Source organism: Actibacterium sp. (genome assembly GCF_055134745.1).
In genome coordinates this window covers 1-26,125 of sequence record NZ_JBSRVX010000017.1, presented here as the reverse complement: position 1 = coordinate 26,125, position 26,125 = coordinate 1, and the positions used below count along the sequence as shown (strand labels likewise).

The 26,125-nt window shown below is 60.0% G+C and carries 26 protein-coding genes; 10 read left to right on the top strand and 16 right to left on the bottom strand.

The window, feature by feature from the left end; all coding sequences use genetic code 11:
• Positions 1–988: transcription termination factor Rho (gene rho, locus ACTCHC_RS03695; protein WP_463021109.1), on the bottom strand; the 988-nt coding region annotated here is incomplete at its 3' end.
• A gap of 120 nt (positions 989–1,108) precedes the next feature.
• Positions 1,109–1,561 carry a protoporphyrinogen oxidase HemJ gene (gene hemJ / locus ACTCHC_RS03690; RefSeq protein ID WP_463021107.1) on the bottom strand — a complete coding sequence of 151 codons (453 nt, stop codon included), beginning with the start codon at positions 1,559–1,561 and terminating at the stop codon, positions 1,109–1,111.
• Positions 1,562–1,982: 421 nt separating this feature from the next.
• Between hemJ and ACTCHC_RS03685 the strand changes: the two genes are divergently transcribed.
• The 4 genes from ACTCHC_RS03685 to dnaQ are packed head-to-tail and all read left to right on the top strand — an operon-like array spanning position 1,983 to position 4,702.
• On the top strand, positions 1,983–2,582 hold the full coding sequence (locus ACTCHC_RS03685) for a Maf family protein (RefSeq protein WP_463021110.1): 600 nt from the start codon (positions 1,983–1,985) through the stop codon (positions 2,580–2,582).
• The gene (locus tag ACTCHC_RS03680) at positions 2,579–3,412 is read left to right on the top strand and encodes a shikimate dehydrogenase (protein WP_463021106.1); all 834 of its coding nucleotides are present in this window, start codon (positions 2,579–2,581) and stop codon (positions 3,410–3,412) included. The genes ACTCHC_RS03685 and ACTCHC_RS03680 overlap by 4 nt, the downstream gene beginning before the upstream one ends.
• Entirely contained in the window at positions 3,409–4,011 is a 603-nt protein-coding gene (gene coaE / locus ACTCHC_RS03675; protein ID WP_463021104.1) for a dephospho-CoA kinase, read from the top strand. The genes ACTCHC_RS03680 and coaE overlap by 4 nt, the downstream gene beginning before the upstream one ends.
• The gene (dnaQ, locus tag ACTCHC_RS03670; protein ID WP_463021103.1) at positions 4,004–4,702 is read left to right on the top strand and encodes a DNA polymerase III subunit epsilon; all 699 of its coding nucleotides are present in this window, start codon (positions 4,004–4,006) and stop codon (positions 4,700–4,702) included. Before coaE ends, dnaQ begins: the two co-directional genes overlap by 8 nt.
• Here the strand turns inward: dnaQ and secB are convergent.
• Both secB and ACTCHC_RS03660 read right to left on the bottom strand, forming a co-directional pair.
• On the bottom strand, positions 4,695–5,189 hold the full coding sequence (gene secB, locus ACTCHC_RS03665; RefSeq protein WP_463021102.1) for a protein-export chaperone SecB: 495 nt from the start codon (positions 5,187–5,189) through the stop codon (positions 4,695–4,697). The genes dnaQ and secB overlap by 8 nt on opposite strands.
• Before the next feature lie 60 nt (positions 5,190–5,249).
• Positions 5,250–5,714, bottom strand: a complete 465-nt coding sequence (locus ACTCHC_RS03660) for an FxsA family protein (protein ID WP_463021101.1) — start codon at positions 5,712–5,714, stop codon at positions 5,250–5,252.
• 105 nt (positions 5,715–5,819) lie between these two features.
• On the opposite strand from ACTCHC_RS03660, the gene ACTCHC_RS03655 reads away from it, so the two are divergent.
• From ACTCHC_RS03655 to ACTCHC_RS03645, 3 genes are all read left to right on the top strand, one after another.
• Positions 5,820–6,482, top strand: coding sequence for a Tim44/TimA family putative adaptor protein (locus ACTCHC_RS03655; RefSeq protein WP_463021100.1), 663 nt, complete (start codon positions 5,820–5,822; stop codon positions 6,480–6,482).
• Complete coding sequence (gene mltA, locus ACTCHC_RS03650) at positions 6,479–7,513, top strand: murein transglycosylase A (protein ID WP_463021099.1); 1,035 nt, start codon at positions 6,479–6,481, stop codon at positions 7,511–7,513. The genes ACTCHC_RS03655 and mltA overlap by 4 nt, the downstream gene beginning before the upstream one ends.
• A 203-nt stretch (positions 7,514–7,716) precedes the next feature.
• Complete coding sequence (locus ACTCHC_RS03645) at positions 7,717–8,115, top strand: Smr/MutS family protein (protein ID WP_463021098.1); 399 nt, start codon at positions 7,717–7,719, stop codon at positions 8,113–8,115.
• Positions 8,116–8,118: 3 nt separating this feature from the next.
• On the opposite strand, the gene ACTCHC_RS03640 is transcribed toward ACTCHC_RS03645, so the two are convergent.
• From ACTCHC_RS03640 to regB, 11 genes are all read right to left on the bottom strand, one after another.
• On the bottom strand, positions 8,119–9,222 hold the full coding sequence (locus tag ACTCHC_RS03640; protein WP_463021097.1) for an alpha/beta hydrolase: 1,104 nt from the start codon (positions 9,220–9,222) through the stop codon (positions 8,119–8,121).
• Between the two features lie 67 nt (positions 9,223–9,289).
• Positions 9,290–10,594 (bottom strand): ATP-dependent protease ATPase subunit HslU, encoded by a 1,305-nt coding sequence (gene hslU / locus ACTCHC_RS03635; protein ID WP_463021096.1) that lies wholly within the window; start codon positions 10,592–10,594, stop codon positions 9,290–9,292.
• The gene (gene hslV, locus ACTCHC_RS03630; protein ID WP_463021095.1) at positions 10,591–11,148 is read right to left on the bottom strand and encodes an ATP-dependent protease subunit HslV; all 558 of its coding nucleotides are present in this window, start codon (positions 11,146–11,148) and stop codon (positions 10,591–10,593) included. Before hslV ends, hslU begins: the two co-directional genes overlap by 4 nt.
• A gap of 106 nt (positions 11,149–11,254) precedes the next feature.
• Positions 11,255–11,575: a thioredoxin gene (gene trxA, locus ACTCHC_RS03625; protein WP_463021094.1), complete on the bottom strand. Its 321-nt coding sequence runs from the start codon at positions 11,573–11,575 to the stop codon at positions 11,255–11,257.
• Between the two features lie 59 nt (positions 11,576–11,634).
• Positions 11,635–14,994 (bottom strand): double-strand break repair helicase AddA, encoded by a 3,360-nt coding sequence (gene addA, locus ACTCHC_RS03620; protein ID WP_463021093.1) that lies wholly within the window; start codon positions 14,992–14,994, stop codon positions 11,635–11,637.
• A complete protein-coding gene (addB, locus tag ACTCHC_RS03615; RefSeq protein ID WP_463021092.1) occupies positions 14,991–17,921 on the bottom strand; it encodes a double-strand break repair protein AddB in 2,931 nt (976 codons plus the stop codon). The genes addA and addB overlap by 4 nt, the downstream gene beginning before the upstream one ends.
• Entirely contained in the window at positions 17,911–18,600 is a 690-nt protein-coding gene (locus ACTCHC_RS03610) for a nucleotidyltransferase family protein (protein WP_463021091.1), read from the bottom strand. The genes addB and ACTCHC_RS03610 overlap by 11 nt, the downstream gene beginning before the upstream one ends.
• Positions 18,576–19,601 carry an aminoglycoside phosphotransferase family protein gene (locus ACTCHC_RS03605; protein ID WP_463021090.1) on the bottom strand — a complete coding sequence of 342 codons (1,026 nt, stop codon included), beginning with the start codon at positions 19,599–19,601 and terminating at the stop codon, positions 18,576–18,578. The genes ACTCHC_RS03610 and ACTCHC_RS03605 overlap by 25 nt, the downstream gene beginning before the upstream one ends.
• Positions 19,594–20,091, bottom strand: coding sequence for a tRNA (adenosine(37)-N6)-threonylcarbamoyltransferase complex ATPase subunit type 1 TsaE (gene tsaE, locus ACTCHC_RS03600; protein WP_463021089.1), 498 nt, complete (start codon positions 20,089–20,091; stop codon positions 19,594–19,596). Before tsaE ends, ACTCHC_RS03605 begins: the two co-directional genes overlap by 8 nt.
• Positions 20,092–20,133: 42 nt before the next feature.
• Positions 20,134–21,684 (bottom strand): PAS-domain containing protein, encoded by a 1,551-nt coding sequence (locus tag ACTCHC_RS03595; protein ID WP_463021088.1) that lies wholly within the window; start codon positions 21,682–21,684, stop codon positions 20,134–20,136.
• Positions 21,685–21,761: 77 nt separating this feature from the next.
• Positions 21,762–23,156 (bottom strand): sensor histidine kinase RegB, encoded by a 1,395-nt coding sequence (regB, locus tag ACTCHC_RS03590; protein WP_463021087.1) that lies wholly within the window; start codon positions 23,154–23,156, stop codon positions 21,762–21,764.
• A gap of 77 nt (positions 23,157–23,233) precedes the next feature.
• Here regB and ACTCHC_RS03585 point away from each other — a divergent pair, with 77 nt between their 5' ends.
• The 3 genes from ACTCHC_RS03585 (at position 23,234) to ACTCHC_RS03575 (ending at position 25,655) form a co-directional block, all read left to right on the top strand.
• The gene (locus ACTCHC_RS03585; RefSeq protein ID WP_463021086.1) at positions 23,234–23,860 is read left to right on the top strand and encodes an SCO family protein; all 627 of its coding nucleotides are present in this window, start codon (positions 23,234–23,236) and stop codon (positions 23,858–23,860) included.
• A 78-nt stretch (positions 23,861–23,938) separates the two neighbouring features.
• On the top strand, positions 23,939–24,493 hold the full coding sequence (locus ACTCHC_RS03580) for an ActR/PrrA/RegA family redox response regulator transcription factor (RefSeq protein ID WP_463021085.1): 555 nt from the start codon (positions 23,939–23,941) through the stop codon (positions 24,491–24,493).
• Between the two features lie 19 nt (positions 24,494–24,512).
• Positions 24,513–25,655, top strand: coding sequence for a glycosyltransferase family 61 protein (locus ACTCHC_RS03575; protein WP_463021084.1), 1,143 nt, complete (start codon positions 24,513–24,515; stop codon positions 25,653–25,655).
• Positions 25,656–25,661: 6 nt separating this feature from the next.
• On the opposite strand, the gene ACTCHC_RS03570 is transcribed toward ACTCHC_RS03575, so the two are convergent.
• A partial coding sequence (locus ACTCHC_RS03570) for an HD domain-containing protein (protein ID WP_463021083.1) occupies positions 25,662–26,125 on the bottom strand: 464 nt, incomplete at its 5' end.

The following is a 26,125-nucleotide window of genomic DNA, read 5'->3' as shown; positions in this document are numbered from 1 at the left end:
CTCCGGTATCGATCAAGGCGGTTGCGATAATGGTCAGCGAACCGCCCTCTTCGATGTTACGCGCCGCGCCGAAAAACCGCTTGGGCCGCTGCAGCGCATTTGCGTCAACGCCCCCGGTCAGCACCTTGCCAGAGGATGGCACAACAGTGTTATAGGCGCGGCCAAGGCGGGTGATGGAATCAAGCAGGATCACCACGTCACGCTTGTGTTCAACCAGACGTTTGGCCTTTTCGATCACCATTTCCGATACAGCAACGTGGCGGGTCGCGGGTTCGTCGAAGGTCGATGACACGACCTCACCCTTTACCGAACGTTGCATGTCGGTGACTTCCTCGGGCCGTTCATCAATCAACAGCACGATCAGATAGCATTCAGGGTGATTGACCGCGATTGAATTGGCGATGTTCTGCAACAGCACCGTTTTACCGGTGCGCGGCGGCGCCACGATCAGGCCCCGCTGTCCTTTACCAATCGGCGCAACCAGATCAATGATCCGGGCAGAGCGGTCCTTGATCGTCGGATCCTCGACCTCCATCTTCAGGCGCTCATCAGGATACAGCGGCGTCAGGTTCTCAAAGGCCACCTTGTGCCGGGCCTTTTCCGGTTCTTCGAAATTGATCTGCGAAACCTTCGTGATCGCGAAGTAACGCTCGTTGTCGCGGGGCGCCTGAATGACACCATCGACCGTATCGCCTGTGCGCAATGAAAACTGGCGGATCATCTCGGGCGAAACATAGATATCGTCGGGCCCAGGCAGATAGTTGGCCTCGGTTGACCGCAGAAAACCGAACCCGTCCTGCAATACCTCAAGAACACCATCCCCGGAAATTTCCCAGCCTTCCTCGGCGCGCTCCTTGAGGATCGAGAACATCATGTCCCCTTTCCGCATGGTCGAGGCATTCTCGATCTCAAGCTCTTCAGCCATCGCCAAAAGGTCTTTGGGGCTTTTGGCCTTAAGATCGGACAGTTTCAAACAGTTATGGGTCATGGAAATTGTTCTGTGATTGGACCCTGGCATTTCGCGCGGGTCTGGGAAGAAGGGGAAAAACCGGACAGGACAGCCCGTTAGCCGGTCAGATAGGCCGATTTCCCGACAAAGTCAATCGCTTCAAAACTTGACGATCACCGAGATCACGATGACGACCATCAACAATGTCGGCAGCTCGTTCATCATACGATACCGCCGACCCGTCAGCCTGTTCTGACCACGGGAAAATTCCTTATACCGCAGTGCCAGCCAATGATGAAACCATGTCATACCCAGCACAGCCGCGGCTTTCGTCCAGGGCCAGACGAACGACCAGCTGACAATGCCGGGTGTGAAGACCAGCATCAGCCCGAAAACCCATGTGGCTGTCATGGCGGGATTCATGATGAAGCGCAGCAATTTTCGCTCCATCGTAACAAACAGCTTTTCAGTGCTGCCGTCCTTTTCAACCTGCTCTGCGTGATAGACGAAAAGTCTTGGCAAATAAAACAGGCCAGCCATCCAGGCGATCACTGAAATGACATGCAGGGCCTTTACCCAAAGGTAGACCGAGGCCAGAAACTCTCCGATCATGGTTTACCCGCTGTGTTTTCCCGATGACCCCTCTTAAATAATAAAGATTATAAAGAAAAGATGATGATGAAGTAGGGGGTGTGGACAATGTGGATCAAAGATTTACCCACGGCTTGGCCCACAAGAATATATGCCTGTTGATAACAGCTGGAATAACACAGTAAAAATCACGAGATCAAAAATTAATTATTTAAAATCAGTATGTTGAAAGAGTTCAACATGTTAACTGACTGTGGATGAATTATCTCGGAAACTATGCTGTTCACTGTTATACAGTCATTCGTGAAACCACAGTCAACTGGGGATCAAACCGGCATGATGCATCGCCAACTCCGGCGAACTATGCTCATATGACTGCAAAACATCGTTCATGCCCAGAAGTGCCGGGTTTTCCCCGCGACTTGTTAACAGAATTGTAAAGATGGTTAAGCCAATCCTGCTCGCCTCCTCCTCGGAAATCCGCCAGCGCCTGCTGCAACAAGCCGGTGTTTCCTTTCAGGCGATACCCGCGCGCATCGACGAAGAAACGATCCGCAAGGCCCTGTTGGCCGAAGGCGCGACGCCGCATGACCTTGCCGACGCACTTGCCGAATTCAAGGCGCGCAAGATCAGCGAAAAGCATCCGCAAGCGATCGTCATAGGAAGCGATCAGATTCTCTCTCTGAAAGGCACGATCGGAACCAAACCCGAAGATCCCGACCAGGCGCGCGCCCAATTGATGCAGATGCGGGCAAAAACGCACGATCTTTACTCTGGTGTTGTGGTCTATGACCAGGGTCGCCCGGTCTGGCGCCACGTCGGATATGCGCGTATGACGATGCATGATCTCAGCGATGGTTTCATAGATACCTATATCCAAAGAAACTGGCACAGCGTTCGTCACTCGGTCGGATGTTACAAGCTGGAAGAGGAAGGCGCGCGCCTGTTCGCAAAGATAGACGGAGATTACTTCACAGTGCTGGGCCTTCCGCTTATTGAATTGTTATCCTATCTGACCCGAACCGGAGCCCTGGACATATGAATGATCGAATCCCGCTTGCCGGTATCATCGGGTCGCCGGTGTCTCATTCAAAATCACCCAGGCTGCATAACTATTGGCTCAAGACATATGGGCTGGCCGGCCATTATATCCCGATGGAGGTCAGACAAGAGGATCTGGAGGCCACGCTGAAGATCCTGCCCAAAATCGGGTTTGTCGGTATCAATGTGACCATTCCCCACAAGGAACGCGTGCTGGCGCTGGCCGATCTGGTGACAGACCGCGCCGCCCTGATCGGGGCCGCCAATACGTTGATTTTCAGAAAAGACGGCAAGATTCATGCCGATAACACCGATGGCTATGGCTTTATCGAAAACCTGCGCCGTGGCGCGCCTGCCTGGAACCCTGCCGACGGCCCCGCGGCTGTTCTTGGTGCGGGCGGCGCGGCGCGGGCAGTTGTGGCCTCGTTGATCGAGGTCGGTGTGCCCGAAATACGTATTACCAACAGAACCCGCGCGCGCGCCGATGTTTTGCGATCGGAATTTGGCGCCAAGCTGGTGATTTATGACTGGGTTCAGGCTGGAAACATGATCGAAGGTGCCGCGACGGTGGTTAACACGACCTCGCTGGGCATGGTGGGCAAACCTGAATTCCGGGTGCCACTGGATGGGCTGACACCCAAAACCGTTGTTACCGATCTGGTTTATACGCCACTGCAGACACATCTGTTGCAAGCCGCGACCGAGGCAGGCTGCACCGTGGTCGATGGTCTGGGCATGCTGATCTATCAGGCGGCACCCGGCTTTGAACGCTGGTTCGGCGTCAGGCCCGATATCGACGAAAAAACCCGTGCCGTGGTGTTGGGCGCATGACGGGCCGACCCTTTCGCCTTGGCCTGACCGGCTCTATCGGAATGGGCAAATCAACGACTGCCGCCATGTTCGCCGATGCCGGGATTCCGGTTTGGGATGCAGATGCCGCGGTTCATCGCCTTTATGCTATGGGCGGCGCAGCGATTACACCGATGCGCAAGTTGCGCCCGCAGGCGATCGTTGATGGGGCCGTCAGCCGACCCAGACTGAAAGACTGGATCGCGGAAGATCCGAGCGCGCTTGCCCGGATTGAAAAGGTCATTCATCCACTGGTCGCACAGGACCGCGCCGAATTTACCGCCGCCCATGCGGATGCCCAGATCATCGTTTACGACATTCCCTTGTTGTTTGAGGGAGGCAATAATCACGGGATGGACGCCACGCTGACTGTATCCGCCCCGCCCGAGGTTCAGCGGGCGCGGGTTATGGCGCGCGGCACGATGACACCCGAACAAATCGATACGATCATCGCCAAACAGATGCCCGACGCTGCCAAACGGGCCAGGTCAGATTACGTGATCGAAACCACAACGCTGGAAGACGCGCGCCGGGCCGTGGCGTGTGTCATTGCAGATATCCGGAGCCGTCTGAATGCGTGAAATCGTGCTTGATACCGAAACGACCGGATTTGACCCCCAACAGGGCGACCGGATCGTCGAAATTGGCGCGGTCGAACTGTGGAACCACCTGCCGACCGGCAAGACCTATCATCAATACATCAATCCAGAACGCTCCATGCCACAATCCGCCTTCGAGGTGCACGGCCTGGGCGATGATTTTCTGCGCGACAAACCGGTTTTCCGCCAGATCGGACAGGCGTTTCTTGATTTTGTTGCCGATGCAAAGCTGATCATCCATAACGCCAGCTTTGACATGAAATTTCTGAACGCCGAACTGGGCTGGATCGGTCTGCCCGCTTTGCCATGGGACCGTGCCATTGATACGCTAACCATGGCGCGCGAAAAATTTCCCGGCTCTCCTGCCTCGCTCGATGCATTGTGTCGCCGGTTCGGGGTGGATAATTCCGCGCGTGAAAAACACGGCGCGCTTCTCGATTCTGAAATTCTGGCAGAGGTCTATCTTGAACTGATCGGCGGCCGACAGCCCGACCTGGTGTTGGGCAGCGTCACGCGGTCAACCGCGACGGGCCACAACCGCGACGGTGGCAGATGGAAAGCAGGGCCGCGCCCACAGCCCTTGCCGCCGCGACTGACCGAAGACGAGGCCGCCGCCCATGCGGCCTTTGTGGCCAGACTGGGCGACAGCGCATTGTGGAGCAGGCTCAGTTGATCTGCGCGGCTGCCTTTTGCGCCTCGGCGCGGCGCGCGATTTCCTGGCGATAGATCGCAACAAAATCAACGACTTCCAGATTAAGCGGTGGAAAGCCCCCATCGCGGGTGACATCACTGACGATGCGACGCACGAAGGGAAACAGCATGCGCGGGCATTCGATCAGCAAAAACGGATGAATCTGGTCGTCGGGCACGTTTTCGATCTGGAAAATGCCGCCATATTCAAGCTCCAGCAGGAATAACGGGGCCTTGTCGGATTTGTTATTCGACTGGACGGTGAATTTCAGCATGACCTCATACTGATTTTCGGCGGCGCGCTTCTTGGCGTCAAGCCCGACCTGAACCTGAACATCCGGGTTCACCTCGCCGGAATAGCCCTTTTGCATCAACAGGTTTTCAAACGACATATCGCGAATGAACTGCCCCAGGATCTGCAACTTGACTTGTTGCTGCTCGGTCGCGGCGGTGTTGTCGGTTTCGGTCATGGCTACGCTCCAGCGATTGGTCCGGTTTCCGGCGCTCCTTAGCAGGAAGCATTCACCGCCTCAATGCCGGTGCAGACGGGTCACGGATTGCCGGGTTTCATCGCGCGGGCGCACCTCTTCGAATTCGCCGTCGATAACGTCATCCCCCGAGTGGCGGGGGCCCGTTGAAAAGGTTTGAATCTTGATACGTGCCCGCAGCCAGCGAAACACGGCCGTGCGCACAAGCGGGATCAACAGCAGCAAACCGATACTGTCGGTAAAGAATCCGGGCGTCAGCAACAGCATACCTGCAATCAGAACCATCGCCCCATGCGCCAGCGGCTCGGTTGGATCGCGCATGTCGGAAAAAGAGGCCCGGATCTGCCCCATGGCAACCGCACCCTGCGCACGCATCAACGAAGTGCCGACGATGGCCGTGGCCACGACAATCGCCAAGGTCGGCCACAGGCCGATTACACCACCGACCTGTACGAACAGGGCGATTTCGATCAGCGGAACCGCAAGAAACAGCACGAAAAGCCACATGTATATTCGATCCTATTCGGGGGCGATGGTAGACTTGACCAACTTGCTGACCTACATATGTGATGAATTGCCCCGATACCAACCCCGGGGCAGCCCGGAGAATCAATGAACGCAGCGATTATTCAACTTTTGGTACTGGCAGGTGTGGCGCTATTTCTGATTTTGCGGTTGCGCTCGGTGTTGGGAACGCGGGAAGGATTCGAAAAGCCGAAGATACCCGCCGCGCGCCCAGGCCCGGCCGCCACCCGCCCCGGATTCGAGATTATCGAAGGCGGTGTTGATTCCGACATCACCGACCATGTCAAAGACGGAACGCCCGCCGCCAAGGCGCTGGCATCCATGAAGATGACCGAACCTGGCTTCAGCGTGCATGAATTCCTGAGCGGCGCGCGCGGCGCCTATGAAATGATCCTGATGGGCTATGAAAATGGCGACCTTGATACGATCCGCCCCTTCCTGTCGGACGAGGTTTACCAGACTTTTGCCAGCAGCATCGCTGCGCGTGAACAGCAGGGGCTGCACATCGAGGCCAGCTTTATCGGTATCCGCGAACTGTCGCTGCATGACGCCCGTTTTGCCCGCGATACGAATGAGGCCGAACTGACCGTTCGATTCATCGGCGAGCTGTCTTCCTGCGTGCGCAATGCCCAAAACGAAATCGTCGAGGGCAACCCAAACGAGATCAAGCGCCAGCGGGATATCTGGACCTTTGCCCGGATCATGGGCTCGTCCGATCCCAACTGGCGTCTGGTGGCAACGGGGGAATGACCCGTGGATCGCGGATCGCGGCGATACTCGCGGCGCTGATCATGGGCTGGGCCCTTCCCGCCGATGCAACGCAGGTCGAGATGCTGCAATTCGATGATCTGGCCGGATGGACAGAAGACGATCACCAGGCCGCGCTTGCGGCCTTTGTCGAAACCTGCGGCGATCTGAACGATCCATACTGGTCATCTCTTTGCTCTTTCGCGAAGGACGGGCCCGACGCCCGCACGTTTTTTGAACTGTTCTTTCGCCCCGTGGCAATCGGCGGACCGCAATCGGCGCTTTTTACCGGCTATTTTGAGCCGGAGCTGCACGGTTCCACGCATCGAACATCGCGATTTCGCTTTCCGATCTATCGCAAACCTCCCGAACTGAATCCGGGAGATGTGTGGAAATCGCGCGATGAGATAGAATCCGACAACGCATTGGCCGGGCGCGGGCTGGAGATCGCCTGGATAGATGACCCCGTGGATGTATTCTTTCTTCAGATTCAGGGATCGGGCCGCATTCGGCTGTCTGACGGGTCGGTGTTGCGGGTCGGATATGGCGGCAAGAACGGCCATGAATACCGTTCAATCGGTCAGGAACTTGTGCGGCGCGGCATATATCAGCCGCATCAGGTCTCTGCAGAGGTGATCCGAAGCTGGGTGCGCCGTAACCCGGCCGAGGGTGCGGAACTTCTGCGCCACAACCCATCCTTTGTATTTTTCCGGCCCCTGTCGGGCATTGATCCGGCCAAGGGCCCGCTTGGCGCGATGAACCGCTCGGTTACGCCTCTGCGCACTATTGCCGTCGATCCGGCATATACGCCACTGGGCGCGCCGGTCTGGATCGAAAAAGGGGGGCGCGACCCGATGCGCCGCCTGATGATCGCACAAGACACCGGGTCGGCGATCAAGGGACCGCAGCGCGCTGATATTTTCTTCGGCACCGGTGATGATGCCGGCAAACAGGCGGGAACCATCCGTGATCCGGGCCGAATGATCGTCTTGCTGCCGATCGACCAGGCGTTTCAGATGGCTTCGGGGGGCTGACAGTGGCGCGCCGCCCGCCCCAGGGACTAACCCCCGAAGAACGCGCCCTGTGGGAGCAAGTCGCAAAAACGGCAACGCCGCTTCGCCGTGACGCCCCCAAACCCCCCGCGATGCAGCCAGGCAAAACACCACCCCCACCCCCATCCCGACCCAGAACCGAAATCAGCGCCTTTCAGATCGGGCGAAAATCCGGTCCGCCGGCGATGCGGCACGACCTTGCCGCGCCTATTCATGAACGCGTCAAGAATGCGCCGGTTGTCATGGACCGCCGCAACTTTGACCGCCTGAAACGGGGCAAGCTGTCGCCCGAGGGCCGGATGGACCTGCACGGTATGACTTTGGCACAGGCGCAGCCAGCCTTGACCGAATTCATCTATCGGGCGCAGGCGGCGGGCAAACGCCTTGTTCTGGTGATTACGGGCAAAGGCCGCGATATGCCCGATGACGGCCCGATACCCCAACGGCGCGGGCAGTTGCGGCACAATGTGCCCGACTGGCTGAACAGCCCGGCACTGCGGCCTTTGGTCTTGCAGGTTGTGCAGGCCCATCAACGCCACGGTGGTGGCGGTGCCTATTATGTTTATTTGCGGCGACCGCGTTAGGGCCTATTGGCCAAGGGCCGAAATGGGCGACAACACAATCTCGGTTGCCTCCTGAACGGCCAGCACCGTGCCGGCCAGCAGCCCCGTTCGTCCGGCTGTATCGCCCCGGATGACTGCATCAATACTCGGAATTTGTGACAAGATCTGAATCAGCGCCGGCGACCGCGCGACGGTGAAATGCCCCAGTTCGCCACCTTTGGAAAAATCGGTCACGTCGACGATGGTCAAGGGCAGATCAGCCATCGCCTGTACGCTGCTTACATTTCCCAGCCGGTGCTGTTCACCCCCGACGCGCGCCGCAAGGGCAAGAACCCGGTCGCGCCGCGATACAAAAATCACGAAGGGTTGCGGTAAACGGGCCATCCGTTTGGCCTGTGATCGAAAGACATCGACATCAATATCGGGCGAAATCAGCACAACCGCATCGACATATCTGCGCGGGGCATCTGGCGACTGAATGGCCATCTGTCGCAGGCTTTCCATAACCAGCTGCGCCCCCATCGAGTGCCCGACCAGCAGAATATTTGTGGCGCCCGCCGCGCGCACATCGCGGATCAGGGCTTCAAGCCCGTCACGGGCGAACAGGACGCTGTCGCGATCATAGGCATAGCCGAAAGGGTGCGCCCGCGACGGCCAGGAATAAAGCACCGGCACTCCGGTAATTCCGAAATCCCGATGCAGCTGTGCGATGCGAAAGACGCCCTCGGCGAAATTGATGTTGAAGCCATGAACATAGATCACGGCCTCTCTTTCGGCAGGGGGCAGCTTGTGGATCGCCCGGGCCAGGGCGTTGCGATACTGCGCCTCGTCGGCAAAGCTGTCACGCGCAGTTGCGACAAATACATTGGCCGCGTCGGCGCTTTGCGCGCCAAGCTCTATCTTTCCGGTGACATGATTTTCCGGAATGGCAACATCGACCCGACCGTATCTAAGGGTGGAACGATCAATTCCGAAAACTGTATCCTTGTCCTCGCCACGGGTGGTCGCAAAAAACACACCCACCGGCGGGCCTGCCACCACAGATTGCGGCACCATATTCAGCGCGGCCCTTGGCGCGCAGGCGCTCAACAGGCACAGCAACAGCGAAACGCGCAAAACAACGGGCATGATACAGCTTTACGTTCAGGAATGGATCGGGCGGCTTGAACTGCGAACCGACGATCCTTCCACAAAGCTATAGCACATAGCGGCTCATGTCAGCAGACCGCGCCAGCGCGCCGACATTGGCCTCTACGAATGCGGCATCAATCACGATCTTGTCGCCGCCACGGTCAGGCGCGGTAAAGCTCAACTCCTCGAACACCCGCTCCATCACGGTATACAGCCTGCGCGCCCCGATATTCTCGACGCTGCGATTCACGTCGGCCGCGATACGGGCCAGCGCCGCGATGCCTTCTTCGGTAAAGCTGACACCGACTTCTTCGGTCTGCATCAGCGCCGAATATTGCAGCGTCAGCGCGTTGTCGGTTTCGGTCAGGATGCGCACGAAATCCTGTTCGGTCAGCGCCTGCAATTCCACGCGGATCGGCAGCCGCCCCTGCAGTTCGGGCAGAAGATCGGACGGCTTGGCGATATGAAACGCGCCAGAGGCAATGAACAGGATATGGTCGGTTTTCACCGGGCCGTATTTGGTTGATACCACCGTGCCCTCGATCAGCGGCAGCAAATCGCGCTGAACGCCTTCGCGGCTGACATCGGCGCCGCGGGCATCCGACCGGGCGCAGACCTTGTCGATCTCGTCCAGAAACACGATGCCATTTTCCTGAACGGCGTCCAGTGCGGCGCGATTCACGGCCTCATCATCCAGCAGCTTGTCGGCCTCTTCCCCGATCAGCAACTCATAGCTTTCGGCAACTGTCATTTTGCGGCGCACCTTGCGTCCGCCAAAGGCCTTTCCGAACAGATCGCCTAGGTTCATCATGCCCATCTGCCCGGGCTGTCCCGGAATTTCCATCATCGACAGCGGGTTCGATGTATCGGCGACCTCAAGCTCGATCATGGTATTATCCAGCTCTCCACGCTTCAGCTTGCCGCGGAACATCTCGCGCGTCTGATCGCGGGCGTCAGAACCGGCCAGCGCCTCGATCACCCGGTTTTCGGCGGCCTGATGCGCGGCGGCCTTTACATCGTCACGCATCCAGGCACGGGTTTCGGCAATGGCGCTGTCCATCAGATCGCGGATGATCTGTTCCACGTCGCGCCCGACATAGCCGACCTCGGTGAACTTGGTCGCCTCGACCTTGATAAAGGGCGCGCGGGCCAGTTTGGCCAGCCGGCGGCTGATCTCGGTCTTGCCCACGCCGGTGGGCCCGATCATCAGGATATTCTTGGGATAAACCTCGTCACGCAGGTCGGCAGGCAATTGCTTGCGCCGCCAGCGATTGCGCAGCGCCACGGCAACGGCGCGCTTGGCGTCGTTCTGGCCGATGATATAGCGGTCAAGTTCGGACACGATCTCGCGGGGGGTCAGGTCTGTCATTTCGAAATCGTCTCCACCGTCAGATTGCCGTTCGTGTACACGCAGATATCGGCGGCAATCGCCATCGCCTTGCGCGCGATCTGTTCGGGATCAAGGTCGGTTTCCATCAACCCGCGTGCTGCGGCCAGCGCATAGTTCCCGCCCGACCCGATCGCGGCCACATCATGTTCGGGTTCCAGCACATCGCCCGCGCCCGTCACGACATAAATCGCGTCGCCGTCGCTGACGATCAGCATCGCTTCAAGCTTTTGCAGGTATTTGTCGGTGCGCCAGTCCTTGGCCAGCTCTACGCAAGCGCGCTGCAACTGGCCGGGCGTCGCTTCCAGCTTTGCCTCCAGCCGCTCCAGCAGGGTAAACGCATCGGCGGTCGACCCGGCGAAGCCGGCGACAATGTCGAACCCGCCTGGCGACAGGCGACGCACCTTACGGGCCGTGCCCTTGATGACGGTCTGGCCCAGACTGACCTGCCCGTCACCGGCGATCACCACCTTGCCGCCGCGCTTGACGCCAAGGATGGTCGTGCCGTGCCAGCCGGGAAACGTGTTTTCTGCCATCGGGGCCTCCTTTGCTGTGCGGGATATATGTCGCGGAAATGGCGGCAACAACCGGGCCAAGAAAAAGGGGCGCCAAGGCGCCCCCTAAACCACGATCACGATCAGATCAGATCTCGCCTTCGATCCAGCTTTTCAGGGCGGCCTTGGGGGCGGCGCCGATCTTGTTGGATACCACCTGACCATCCTTGAACAGGAACAGCGCCGGAATGCCGCGAACACCCATCTGGGCAGGGCTGTTGGGGTTTTCGTCCACGTTTACCTTGACGATCTTGACCTTGCCGTCCAGCTCGGTGGAAAGCTCCTCCAGGGCCGGTCCAATCTGTTTACACGGGCCGCACCATTCGGCCCAGAAATCCACGACCACGGGCAGTGCGGATTCTCTGACTTCGGAATCGAAGGTGGCGTCGGTTACGGGAACGGTTGCCATGATGGCTCTCCTTGGCATCGGTTGGGTCAGGGCGAACCTATGAAGCCCGCCAGAGGACGTCAAGATATCGTTGCGCGCCCAAAGGCGTCAGCAACCAATTGTGATGGCAGCGGCATCAATATGGCCGTGCGGGTCCATAATATCGCGGTGTCGATCTGCTTGTCAGGATAAAGCCGTGCCAGCGCGGCACGATAAGCGCCCATTTGCCGCAACAGCCCGTCGGGCACGTCTTCGGCGCGGATGGGGACCTGCGCATTCGATTTGAAATCGACAGCCAGCACCCTGTCCGGCCCAATGATCAGCCGGTCGATCGTGCCAAAAATTCGCCCGCCGTCCGGCAGTTCGGCGGTAATGCCAACCTCGGCCAATGTATCGGACGCGAAAAGATCGGCCAAGGCAGGATCATCCAGAACAGGCTCTATTTCAGCCAAAAGTGCAGCAGTTTCTAAACCGCTGGCCCAATCCTGATCACCTGCCAACAGCGTTGCAGCGCGTGTGGCGCGTTGATAGGGGGGGCAGCCGGGCAGATGCTCCAACAGAATGTGCAGCTGCCGCCCCCTGCGCATCGCGGCCTCTTCATCCAGCCCGCCCGCGCCGGCCACAATCTTTTCCCCACCCAGATCAGAGGGCGTCAGCACACCGGGCAGCCTGGTCGGGGCGCTAACCCGACGCAATGCCCAACCGGGCAGGGCTGGCGCTGGGGTCTCGGGCCTGTCCGGCGCCATGTCTGCTGGTGGGCCCCAATCACCCGTGGCATGGCGCCGACCCAGGCCAAACCCGAAGTCATGCGCGACAGCCCCCACATGGCTCAGCCCTTCGTCAATTCGCTCATACCAGCTTTCGCCATTTGCCAGATCGCCTGCAGCGCAAACGATCAGCCATTGTTCGGCCCGCGTCATCGCGACATAAAGCAGCCTCTGGCGCTCCTCCTCTTGCCGCTGGCGCAAGGCTTCGCGCGCCCGTTCAATCACGGGTGGGCTGTCGGTGGCGGCGGTTTTCCAGATCGCACCGCCAGCGGGCGCCAGAAGAATTTCGTCGGAAAGACGAATGTCACGCTTTCCCGAATCGGGCAGGATCACCACCGGGGCCTCCAGCCCTTTGGCACCGTGAACCGTCATCACCCGAATCCGGTCGCCCGCGCTGTCGGCCTGACGTTTTATTTCAACCTCTTCCGTGGCAAGCCAGGACAAAAACCCGGTGAGACTGGGGATATCCGTGCGCTCATAGCCCAGCGCGAGGGACAGCAGCGCGTCGATGCCGTCCTGGGCCTCGGGGCCCAGCCGGGCGATCAGCCGGCGGCGGCCATCATGCCGCGTCAGGATGCGTTCAATCAGGTCATACGGGCGCAGAAAATCGGCATCATCCAGCAAGGCGCTCAGCACCTGAACAGTCTCTGTATAAGCCTGTTTCCGGTTTCTGAGCGTTGCCCACAGGAATTTTTCATCCCTGCCTGCGGCTATATCGTAGATCATCCCCTCATCCCAGCCAAACAAGGGCGAACGCAGCGCGGCGGCCAGTGAAAGGCTGTCTTCGGGTGTTGCCAGAAAGGACAGAAGCGCGGTCAGATCCTTGACCGCCAATTCACCCCCGACCTTCAGCCGATCGGCCCCGGCAATCGGCAGGCCCGCCGATTTGCAGGCCCGGATGATCTCGTGAAACAGCGCTGATCGCCGCTGAACCAGGATCAGAAAATCACCAGCCTTGATCTTGCGCCGAACGCCGCCGTTGCCTTGGATCGATTCTCCCACCTCGATCAGACGCTTGATTTCAGCGGCTATACGTTCGGCCAGCTGAACCATGTGATGGGTGGACGCCAATATATCGACAGGATCCGCCCAATGTGGCGGATCGGGATCTTTGCTGGCCTCGATTATCGGCCAGAGATCAACCCGGCCCGGCATTTCTGCCCGAAAGGCGCGGTGCAACACGTCATCACCCATCCCTTGCCGCCTGGCGCTGTGAAAGGTGTTGTCGACCACGCGCAAGACCGCTTCGGATGACCGGAACGAATATTCAAGCTGCAAATTGCGCAACTGACCGCCCGCAGCAACTAGCCGGGCACCAAAGCTTTCGCGCATCCGGTCAAAGCCGTCGGGTTCGGCGCCCTGAAAGGAATAGATAGACTGTTTCTTGTCCCCAACCACAAAGATGGTGCGCAACATCTCGCCGCGCGCCCCCTGCCCGGCGGTGAATTCGCGGGTCAGCAGATCAATCACCTGCCATTGCACGGGGCTGGTATCCTGGGCCTCGTCAACCAGAACATGGTCAATGCCGCCGTCCAGCCGGAACAATACCCATTCGGCAATGCCCGGATCTGTCAACAGATCGCGCGCCTTCAGGATCAGATCGTCGAAATCCAGCCAGCCGCGCCGTTGTTTGCGCCGGGCATATTCGGGCAGAAAGGCCGCTGCGAATTGATGCAAGGCCACCGAGCGTTGCGCCGCAGCCAGCGCCACACGCTCACCGCGCGCCGCTTCAACGCGGAGCATGAAACTTTCCAGCACAGGCAGAATATCGGCAATGCCCTCGCGGGTTGCCTTGGTCGGGAAAGAGCCTATCTTGGCCGAAAAAGGTTGTTTGGCGCTGGCGCCAGTAAGCAGCACATCCTCCAGAATGGAAAGCTCGGGCAGGCCGGGCACAGTCAGATTCAGCGCGCTCAGTCTTGCGGCGGCCTTTACGTCATTCGCACTGCCTGCGTGCAGCGCAGGCAACAGCCGGTCGATCAGCTCGGCTTCGCCGCCGATAAAGACACGGCCAATGATTTCCGGCGCATCCACGCCGGGGCGCAAGCCAAATCGCGCCCAGATCATGCCCGGATCGGCGGCGTCAAAGGCTGCGCGATGCCGGGAAATCTCGGCGGTCAGCCCGGCAAGATCATCGCCTGTATAATGGGCGGCGATCGCATCAAAGGCAGCGGTATCCTGCTCGGCGATATGTTCCAATATCTCTTCGCGCAGCCTTTTGGCCGCGCGGTCATCCATTTCGACAAACTGGGGGGAAACCCCGGCTTCTAGCGGGAAGCGGCGCAACAGGCCGGCGCAAAAACTGTGGATCGTCTGAATTTTGAGCCCGCCGGGGGTTTCGATCGCGCGAGCAAACAGCCGGCGGGCCTGTCGCAACGTCTTTTCGTCCGGGTTCTGGTCCAGCCCCAGATCAAGCAATCGGTGGCGCAACTGGTCTGCGTCCAGCATTGCCCATTCCCCCAGCCGCCGGAAAAGCCGGTTCTGCATCTCGCTGGCGGCAGCCTTGGTATAGGTCAGGCACAAGATTCGTTGTGGCGGCACCCCGTTCAGCAACAAACGCGCAACCCGGTCTGTCAGAACGCGGGTTTTTCCGGAACCGGCATTGGCCGAAAGCCATGTCGATGCGCCGGGATCGGCGGCCTGCGCCTGGCGTTCAGAGGCGGCGTTTCGTATCATCCGACCTCCTGACCGCTGCCGGGGGTGCTGGAATCCCATTCGCCAAATCGCGCAAGGTGGTCGTAATCCCCGACGCTGTCACGGCTGAACACAGCCCGCCGTGACAGATAACCCTGATCGCGCCGCCCATATTGTGTGATCAGTTTCACCAGTTCAGCCCAGGTCGTATCGGCCAGCCCGTCAGCCATATCATGGGTCACGATTTTGGGTGCCGATCCAAGGCCGATATAGGCAACCCTGTCAACCGGCGCAGGGTCAAGCCCGGCAAAGCCGCCTCGTTCGGCCATCGCGGCCTCAAGCAGTAATTGCTTGTCGAATTCAGTCATCTGCCTGGGGCTCGGTGGGGTTCCGGTCTTATAGTCATATATGATCAGATGACCATTGTTCAGCCGGTCAATCCGATCCGCCTCGGCCGTCAAAACAAAGCCGTTCTCCAGTGCAACAGAGCCTCTTTGTTCAAGCGCCACCCATGTGCCCTGAAGCATCCGCTGATGTTCGCCTGCGATCAGCCAATCCGCAACCCGCGCCAGCCGGGCCCGCCATATGCGTTGCGCGGCAATCCAGGGCGCATCTTCGGCAAACACGCTGTCGGCGATTTGCAGAAGGTCGCGTTTGGCCTTGGCGGGGTCAGCGTTCACGCCCTGCCGGATGAACTGGTCCAGGATCTTGTGCAGGATGGTGCCGCGCAACGGGGCATCTGCAACCTGTTGCAACGGGTCAAGCGGGCGCAAGTTAAGGATATAGGCCGCATAAATCGCATAGGGATCGCGGATCAGGACGGTGATGCGCGTTACCGACAATTGCCTTGGGCGCGCGGCCACCGGTGGCCGCGGTGCGGGCCGCGGCGCAGGCGGCAACGATATGTCTGGCTGGTCCAGCGCCACCGCCATGGCCAGCAGGTCTTTGCCCCGGCCGCGCATTTCGTCCAATGCCTTGTCGCCAGCTTGACGGGGCAGACCGCTGAGCAGGTTCATCAGGCGGTTCAGCCAGCGCGACGGCACGGTTTCGGCCTCGTCATTGCGGATGGCACGGGTCAGAACGACATGGCCAACCCCGATGGCCTGCTGAAAATCATGCGCTGACAGGCCGATGCGCCGTTCGGGCAACAACAGGCCGGCCTGCTTGCGCATTTCGCGGTTCAGCCACGGATCAGGGGCGGGGGTGGCGGGCCAGCTGCCTTCGTTCAGCCCGCCAAGGATAACCAGATCGGCCCCCTGCATGCGTGCCTCAAGCGTGCCCCAGATCATGACATCGGGATGCGATCGCGCCGGGTTCTGCACCACCCGCGCCGACAGAACCGAGGTGAACAGCGCGCTGAAATCGCTCGGGGTCAGCTGGCCGGCCGCGCCGGATTCGTCCAGCAGGTCTTGCATGACCTGTCTTGCGGAAATTCCGGCGGGTTCGTCCCATATCTGCCCGGCTCGCCCTTCCTCATCCCCAGCGGCCAGCGCATCGGCCAGACGCCACAAATGGGTGATATGCTGTTTCAGATCGCGCGTGCCAACCATATCGGTTCCAGCCAGCGTCTTCCCCAGCCAAGACGCCCATTCGCGCCGCCCGTCGTCATTTTGGCGTTCGGCCCAGCGCGTCAGGATGGTGTCAGTCGGAAAGGGAATGCCATGGCGGCGCAGGAACAGTTCCAGATCGCGCGTCCAGCGCAGGTGGTGGCCACGCCGCACGGTCGAGAAGGTAAGCGGATGTTTCAGCAACGCCAACAACGTTTCAGAGGTCAGCTTCTGGCCAAACAATGCCGCGATCTGGCGCAACAGCCTGCCGGGGGCCGACAGGTGCAGCGGCTGGCCTGCGCTGTCATCGGGCAGAATGCCCCACCGGTCCAGGGCTGCTGTAACCTGCCGGGTCAACACGCGATCGGGGGTGATCAGCGCCGCGCGATGGCCGTCTTCTATCGCCTGACGCAGGCGCAGCGCGATGGCCAGCGCCTCGGCCCGGGGCGATGGCGCCTCGACCAGCGTCAGGTCCTGTGTCGCAGAAAGAAGATCGCCCAGCGACGGGCCTTCCTCAAGCCACTGATCCGTAACCGGCGCGGGGCGCAGCGCCAGTGAGACCAGTTTGTTCCGGGACGGAACCGGCGCTGCGGCCCCGGAATGCCACAAACGAATATCGGATGGGTGCAGCGCCAACGCATCAGCAAGCTTGCGAAACCGATATTGTGGGTGATCCTCGGCGGTCAGCGCATCGTCCAAACCATCCCAAACGGCGGCCGGCTGGTCGAAATCGAAACCCGGCAGAACGACTGCGCCCAGGGGAAGGCGCGCCACGGCCTGCATGAACAGCGCGGTCGCCCCGCGCGACCCCGTCGAACCGGCAACGATGATCGGGTGATCTGGTGGTTGATCCTGCCAGATCTGTGCCAGCCGCTGCGCCGCCAGCCGCTGGCGGGCCTCGGGATCGGGGGATTGTCCATCGAAGAATGCCTCGATGATCGACAGGAACGACCGTGTTCTTTCCCAATGCGCCGACAGATGCGACAGGTCGAGATTGCGCAGCACGTCGGGCGTGACGCCCTCGCCCTGCATCTCATCCATCAGGGCGGCCAGACTGTCCGACAGGTCGAACAACGCGGCGCTGGGCGCAAGATCGGGCTGCGCACGCAACAGCCCGGCGACAAGCTGGCTCAGTTCCAGCCGCCGCCGCAAGGGGGGTATCGGCGCGGGAATATCCGACAGCCCGGCAACAAGATGCAGCTCGGTAACCAGACGGATCCGGGGCAACAGGCGCGGCGGCCCCTGGTTGAAAATGTCGACCAGCCGGCGTTGCATCCGGCGTGTGTTTACAAAAATTTCTACCCGCGCCCAGGCATCCGGAGCGCAAGATTTCAGTCTCTGTTCCAGCCCGATCAGCAATTCACGAGGAAAATCCGCGCCCGGCGGCAGGCCAAAAAGCCGCGGCTCGTCCCTAAGAAACATTCAGCAGCCCTTCGGCAAGCGGAATGGCATCTGGTCGCCCGACATCGCACCATCCGCCCTGATGGACGATGCCGAAAATACGTTCGTCAATCAGCATGGAATCCCACAGAAGGTTCAATGAAAATGCTTTGTCGGGAATGGTGTGCAGGCCTTCAGTCCGAATGATCTGTGCGCCAGTATAGACGTAATCTTGCCCGCGCGTCAGGTGGCCATTCATATCAAGCCTGAAATCACCATCGCCCATATACCCGGTTGCCCGCTCGCGGGGGATCAACAGCAGCAACGCATCCATGTGATCGCCATCCCAAGCCTGCGCAAGTTGCCGCAGCGGGTTGGCGCCGGTCCAGATCGCATCGGTGTTCATGGTGAATACCGGATCATCCCCCAAAACCGGCAGCGCGTTACGCAGCCCACCGCCCGTTTCCAGAATGTCCGGCTGTTCGACGATCACAGTGATATCGCCGCGCCCTTGCAAATGCGTGCCGATTTGCCCGGCCAGATAATGGGCATTGACCACCTTGCAGCCGATCCCGGCATCATCAGCAAGTCTTATGGCATGATCCAGCAGGCAGGTTCCCCCTACCGGCACAAGGGGCTTGGGCCGATGTGCTGTCAGCGGGCCCATTCGGGTGCCAAACCCGGCGGCAAACAGCATTATTGATTTGGGCTGGTCGGGCACTTGCTTTTGATCCTGTTGCATATTTCCGCGTCAGGCGGCGGAAGCAGGTTTTCGACCACATCACGTAAATCCGCCAGGGCCGGGTGCGAAAGGTCGTTCAGCAGATGCCCCCAGACGCGGGCCATCAAGTCTATATAATGGGGCTTTGCATCACGAATGCAAAGGCGGGCAAAAATGCCGACGATACGCAGATTGCGCTGGGCTGCAATGGCGGCGCAGGCATGGGCGAATTCTGTGGCGGGCTGGCCCGTCGCCGCAAGATACCGCGCCATCATCTGATCTTGCAGCGGCTTTGAAACATCGCGCCGCGCATCCTCCAGCAACGAAATCAGATCATAGGCGGGATGTCCGGCGCGGGCATCCTGAAAATCCAGCAAACCGACCCGGGCCAGACCGGCCCGTTCCGGCAACCATATCAGGTTCTCGGCATGAAAATCGCGCAGGATCAGCACGGGCGGGGTTTCGGGCACCGCCTGCAGCGCAGACGCGACCGCGCCGTAAAATTCTGCCCGCTGGGCATCGCTGGCAGGGGCGCCCGTGGCGGCAGGCAGATACCAGTCAACTGCCATCGACGCCAGTTCCGCCATCGTAGCAACATCATAGGGGGCCAGACCGATGGGCGGCGCATGGCGATGCAGATCGGCCAGAAAGTCAATCGCCACGGAATACAGCAAAGACTCGGTCTCGGGTTTGTCTTCGACAACCCGCGCATAAAGCGCATCCCCCAGATCTTCGAGCAGAAGAAAACCGTTCGCCACATCGGCGGCCAGAATTTCCGGCGCGCTGTATCCAAGCCCTGACAGGTGCTGCGCAATTTGCATGAACGGCCGAACATCTTCATCTTTTTGGGGCGGGGCATCCATCAGAATGGCCGTGTGATCGCCCAGCGTCAGCCGATCATACCGCCGGTTTGAGGCATCACCTGCCAACACCCGCCGCGCGGCCTCGGCCCAGCCTGCGCGCGCGATGAAATCATTCGCGGTCTGAAGACGATCAGTCATGGGCAAGATCTTCCAAAAGAGGGCCCCAACGAGGCATATTCGACCATAGAGTTACCTTCCGGGCATCGACATCAGAGGCCAGCGCAAAATCCAGATGCAAGGCATCCTCTGGCGCCATGTCACCCAGCCTGTCGGGCCACTCCACAAGACACATAGATGTTTCAAACGCATCGGCCAGCCCAAGCTCGATCACCTCATCGGGATGTGTCAGCCGGTAAAGATCGGCATGCCAGATCTCCAGATCCGGCAGGTCATAAGTCTGCACCAGCGTGAAGGTCGGGGATGGAACATCCTCGATCTGGCCGCTTGCGGCCATTCGTGCCTGGATGAAGGCGCGTGCGAAATGGGTTTTTCCTGCCCCGATCGGGCCGGATAACAGCAACACATCCCCCCTGCCGACGCGACCGGCCAAACGGCGCGCCAAGGCCGCCGTCGCCTGGGGCGAAGGCAGCGCCATGTCGACCAAAACGGGAAATGACGAAGCGGACATGCCCGCAGTTTTAACGCCCGGCCACGGCCCTGCAAGGGCTGATCAGGTGATATCGACCGAAACCAGTGCAGGGGCGGTCGCGTCTTGCGGTGCGGCGGTGAACAACACCATGGTCGCCCCGCCCGCGATCGGCCTGACCCGGCAGGCAAGTGACGTGCCATCCGCCATCTTAATGTCGGCCTGCCAGGGTTCACGCGGGCCGCTGCGGTTGATGAAACGCTCTATGCGCGCCCAGTTTTCTGATGCGCCACATTGATCGGCCCACAACCGCGCGGCATCGCGAATATCCATATCGCCCAGCATGCGCGTCGGATCGCTGTTCCACAACGAGACATAGGCGGTGTTTGACAATGTCAAAATCCCGGCGGATGAAAAGACCGCAACCGCGTCATCCAGGCCATCCAGCACTGCTTGGCCCAGTTCCAGTTCGACCCTGAACCGGCGCGTCAGCGACATTTCCGCGCTGATATCCTCGAACAGGAAGGCAACGGCGCCATCAGGATGTGGCCGGCCCGATACCCGCCATGTCTGGCCTGATGGCAGTGTCCAGGTTTCCTGATAAACCCCGTCAGAAGCCGCCTTTTCCAGCGCGGCCATTTTTTGCCGCCATGACCGATAGTCTTTTGGCTCTGGCATCATCTGGCGTTCGCGCAACTGGTCGAAGAACGAAAACAGCAAGGGGCGCGACGATAGAAATTCGGGGTCGACATGGCAAAGATCGGTCAGCGCCGGGTTGAACATCACCAGTTGCCGCGCGCGGTTGAAGATCGCCAGCCCGGTCGGCAGATCGGCGAATGTCTTGGACAGCGTCTGAACAAAGTTCCGAAGCGAGGCTTCGGCCTGCACCGTGGCATCGGACGGTATGGCGAAAAACAGCGGCGCATCGGGCTGGGGAAAGGCGATGCAGTCAAACCAGTGATTTTGCCCGCCCCTGCCGGAAATCGAAAACCGGTGCGGTGAAAGATCTTCGGCCATGCCGCCAGCGTGAACGGTGTCGAACAGCAGCGGCAGCGGCCATGTCAGTGTCTCGCCCTGGGGCAGCGTGTTTTCCACCAAACCAAGATAGGCCCGGTTCGCCCACAGAACGACACCCTGACTGTCTTGTTGCCAGGCGGGTGTTGGCATCGTTGTGGCCACACGCCGCAGGATATCAAGTTCGGCATTCAGCGAGGCCAGGCATTGCGGGTCAATTTCGGGGGGGCGCCCCGGCTTGTCGCGCAGTGCAATGCGGGTAATGCCGCCAATAAGTTGCGCCTGCAGGATTGCATTACCGGCACGGTCGGCAATCTCGGCCTGCCCGGTTTCGCGCAGGCCGGCCAAGGCAGCGACAGAACCCGGAAAACGTGCGGCCAGTATCGCGCCCAGCCGATGCCACGGACCCAACCCTTCGGGCCCCTGATCCAGCAACTGCCAGCCGCCGGGCGTGGCATCGACAAGGCGTTCACCGTTGAACAGCAGGACCGGCCCGTCTGTATCTGTGGGTGATGCGGCCTGTCGCTTTCCAGGGACGGGTAGCAATGAAACGATGATCAGCGCCGCCATCGCGGTGCATAGGGATGTAATCACCAGGATTATCGCCAGGCTGAAATCCATGTTCCGTCCAAACCCTTGAAAAGCGCGCAGTCAAGGTTTTGACGAGAATGGTTAATCAACGGTTAATCCGCCGCAGATCAGGACTCGATCGGTTGGTTTTCACCCAAGGCCAGGGCATCGGCGCCCTCGCGAAGGGCAATCGCCTCGCGCGGCCAGGTTACCCGCACGATGGCGCCCGTGGCACTGGCGGGATGTTCGACGCTGAATTCGGCGCCATTCGCAAAGACAAGCTGCGCCCCCGAACGCTCTAACAGTGTCTTGGCGATGAACAGGCCCAACCCCATGCCTTCGTATTCCGGGCGCCTGGCGCGGTCTTCCTCGCTTCGGCGCTGCCGCATGAACGGGTCGCCGATACGCGCCAACGCATGCGGCGAAAACCCGGGGCCGTCGTCCAGAATACGCACGCCGATTGTGGTGTCTGACCAGTGAACCTCTACCCAGACCTTGCCAGTGGAAAAATCGACGGCGTTTTGCACCAGATTGCGCAGACCGTGAATAATTTCCGGGCGGCGCAGGATGATGGGTTCGCGCGGATCGCTGCCGCGGGCAGGATGCAGCGACAGGCGGACATCTTTGCCGCGGCCCTGATGCGGCTCGGCTGCCTCGGATACGACAGTGGCCAGGGGCGCGCTGCGCATCTGCAGGTCATCCTTGCCGGCCCGGCCCATCGACCGCAGAATGTCGCGGCACCTGTCGGCCTGTGCGCCAATCAGCCTGACATCCTCCAGCAGGGCCGGATTGTCCGTCAGGTCTTCCTGCAATTCGCTGCTGACCAGCTTGATCGTCGCCAGTGGCGTGCCAAGCTCATGCGCGGCGGCCGCAACGACACCGCCCAGGTCTGTCAGTGTCTGCTCTCGGGCCAGGGCCAGTTGCGTTGCCGAAAGCGCATCCTGCATCGAATTTATCTCGGCGGTCACACGACCGGCATAGACGGCAAGAAACGCGACACCGATCAGGATGGCGACCCAGAAGCCGAACAGGAAAATCTCTGGCAAGGCCTGAATAGTGCCTGTTTTATCACGCAGGGGCAGATAGAAGGCGGCCAGCAACGTGACCAGAATCATCGCCGAGGCACCCAACAGGATGGTTGACCGAAACCGCAATGCCGTGGCTGAAATCGTGACGGGTGTCAGGATCAGCAGCGCAAAGGGATTGTTCAGCCCGCCGGTGATTGCCAGCAAGGCAGCAAGCTGAGCAATATCCAGCATAAGCATCAGCGTCGCTTCGTTTTCCGAAAGGCGCTTGTTTCCGGGAAAGACCAGTATCGCTGTCAAGTTCACGATGACCGCCGCGCCCACCGCCAGAAAGCTCAGCCCCAGTGGAATTTGCAGCGAAAACCAGTGATGGGCCACTGTCAACGCCACGATCTGACCCGTGATGGCCACCCATCGCAGCCAGATCAGCGTGCGCAACCGCACCCATTGGCTGCGATCGGCAAGCCCGGGCAGCATCGCATCGGTCCTGTGGGCCATCATCTTCCCCTGTGACAAGCTGTTTACTTGTATATCCGCGCACGAAAGACCATCAAAGCACGCGCAACAACAGGAGAATGACGATGAAACGCTGGTTGGCCACTGGAATTGTTGTCGCTGCGGCGGCGCTGGGGCTTTGGGCGGTGGCGACAGGCCGTTCGACCGACCGTTTTGCCAGTTGCCGCACCTCGAAGGTTGCCGGGGGGTCGGGGGCGATCGGCGGGCCGTTCACGCTGGTTGACGAAACCGGGCGCACCGTCACCGACACGGATGTCATCACCAGGCCGACCTTGCTGTATTTCGGTTACACCTTTTGCCCCGATGTGTGCCCGCTGGACAATGCCCGAAATGCCGATGCCGTGACCGAGCTGGACAAGCGCGGCTACGATGTCTTGCCGGTTTTCATCTCGATTGATCCGGCGCGCGACACGCCCGAAGTGATGGCGGAATTCACTGATTATCTGCACCCAAAGATGTTGGGCCTGACCGGATCGGAAGAACAGGTGAAAGCAGCATCAACGGCCTATCGCACCTATTTCAAGAAACAGGAAGGTGATCCCGAATACTATCTGGTCGATCACTCGACCTTTACTTATCTGGTTCTGCCCGATGTCGGCTTTGTCGATTTCTTCGCCCGCGATGTCACGGCCAACGACATGGCGGATCGGGTGGCCTGCTTCATCAAGGCCGACAAGGGTCGGTGATACAGTCAAATTGACCCGAACGAACGAAGCACATACAGTCATTCCAATGACAACCAGGTGACACTGGAAAGGATTGAAATGGCCGGACAAGAAACGCACGAACCGGGCGATGACCGTTCGCTGCTTCTGGTCGATGACGACGAGCCATTTCTGCGCCGGCTTGCCAAAGCGATGGAAAAGCGCGGGTTCATACCTGAAATCGCCCTGACCGTGGCAGAAGGCAAGGCGTTTGCCCGCGCCAATCCGCCCGCCTATGCCGTGATCGACCTGCGCCTGACAGACGGGAACGGGCTGGATGTCGTCGAAACCCTGCGCGAGGCACGGCCAGATGCGCGTATCGTGGTGCTGACAGGTTATGGCGCGATTGCGACGGCCGTCGCGGCGGTCAAGATCGGTGCGACCGACTATCTGTCAAAGCCCGCCGATGCCAATGACATTACCGCCGCGTTGCTGGCCACGGGCGACAGTTTGCCTCCCCCACCCGAACATCCGATGTCTGCGGACAGGGTTCGTTGGGAACATATCCAGCGCGTCTATGAACAATGCGACCGGAACGTTTCAGAAACCGCGCGCCGGCTGAACATGCACAGGCGGACATTACAGCGCATTCTGGCCAAACGCAGTCCGCGCTAGAGCAATCTGGGGTGAAACAGTGACGAGTGCGAGCGATTCAATTCCTGATCCAGACGGTGGCTGGTCCTCTGACATCCTGTCGCTGCATGATGCGATCATCGCGCCCCCGGAAATTTCATCCATGCGGCAGCCCGCCGGTGTCTTGACCGCCGACGGCGCCTATTGCGGGCATGGTGCCCTTTGGCGGGGCCGGCGTCCGATCACCTTGCCGTTTGATGTGCCACAGGGGCCGTTGCCGGTTCTGCCGGGCCGCTGGCTGTGGGGCGGGGTTCTGTGGGCACATTTCGGGCATTTTCTGGCCGAAAGCACCGCCCGCCTGTGGGCGCTGGATCATTTGGATGGCCCGGTGGACGGGATAGTGTTCATTCCAAAGCGACCGCGCCTGGGTGACGAAACCAAGGGGTTTCAGCGCGCCTTTCTGGACATGATGGGATGTGATCTGCCGATCCGCGTTGCCGCCGAACCGATGCGTGTGGAACATCTGATCGTGCCCGGACAGGGGTTTGGTCTGGGGCCGATATCAAAGGGCACAAATGCCTTTCGCGATGCCATTCACAACCGGTTTGGTGCTGGAACAGAGCCTTCCGGGCCTGACCGGCTGTATGTTTCGCGATCCGCGCTGGGCCTGCGTAAAGGGGGCATGCTGGGCGAGCATGTTCTTGAACAAAAGCTGGCCGAACAGGGCTATGAGATTTTTCACCCGCAAAAACATGCAATGGCCGAACAGATTGCCCGGTACAAGGCGGCCAGACAGGTCATCGCGGCCGATGGATCGGCGCTGCATCTGTTCGCGATGGTCGCAAGGCCCGATCAGCACGTGGCCATCGTTTTGCGCCGCAGCTCGAATGTTGCGGACAATCTGATCGCGCATCTGACCCACTTCAGTGGCAGCGCCCCCGTCGTTCTGAACACGCTTCTGCGCGAATGGGTGCCGAAGGCCAAACAGCGGTCCAGCCGCCTGTCTTTTGGCGAATTGAACCTGCCGCGCCTTGGTCGCCGCCTGGTTCGTGACGGTTTTATACAGGATCGTGGCCCGTGGGACTCTTTGACCGAGGATGAGCGAAATACCGTTTTCGCGGAAAAAGGGCTGACAGGAAAGCGGGCTTATGTTGTGGCCGAAGGCCTGTCGGACAAACCCAAACCGGCGCGTAATGCGGCCTGACATCGTTCAGCGCGCGATCATATCCAGCAATTGCAAATGCCGTTCGGTGAAATCGGCGCGAACCTCGACCGGCGCGCGCAGCCTGATTTCCATTCCGGCGATCAGTTCCGGCGGGGGGCGGCCGAACAGCTTGTCTGCCTCACCGGCGGTGAATCCCGCGATCTGAATGGCCTCCAGCCAGGCCGAAACCCTGTCGGCGGCCTTGATCTGCCGCTTGATTTTCAGGGGAAGGGTCGCCGGCAAGCCGAAACGAATGTGAATCGCTGCCGTCAGGCGGTCATCCAGCACACCATATTCCGCGCCGATGGCGGCCTTGACAGGTGATATCATGTCGCCAATCACGTATTCAGGCGCATCGTGCAGCAACGCCGCCAGCCGCCATTTCAGCGATGAATCAGGCACTAACCTGCCGTAAATCTGCTCTACCAGCAGGGAATGTTCGGCAACGGAATAAGGATAATCGCCGCGCG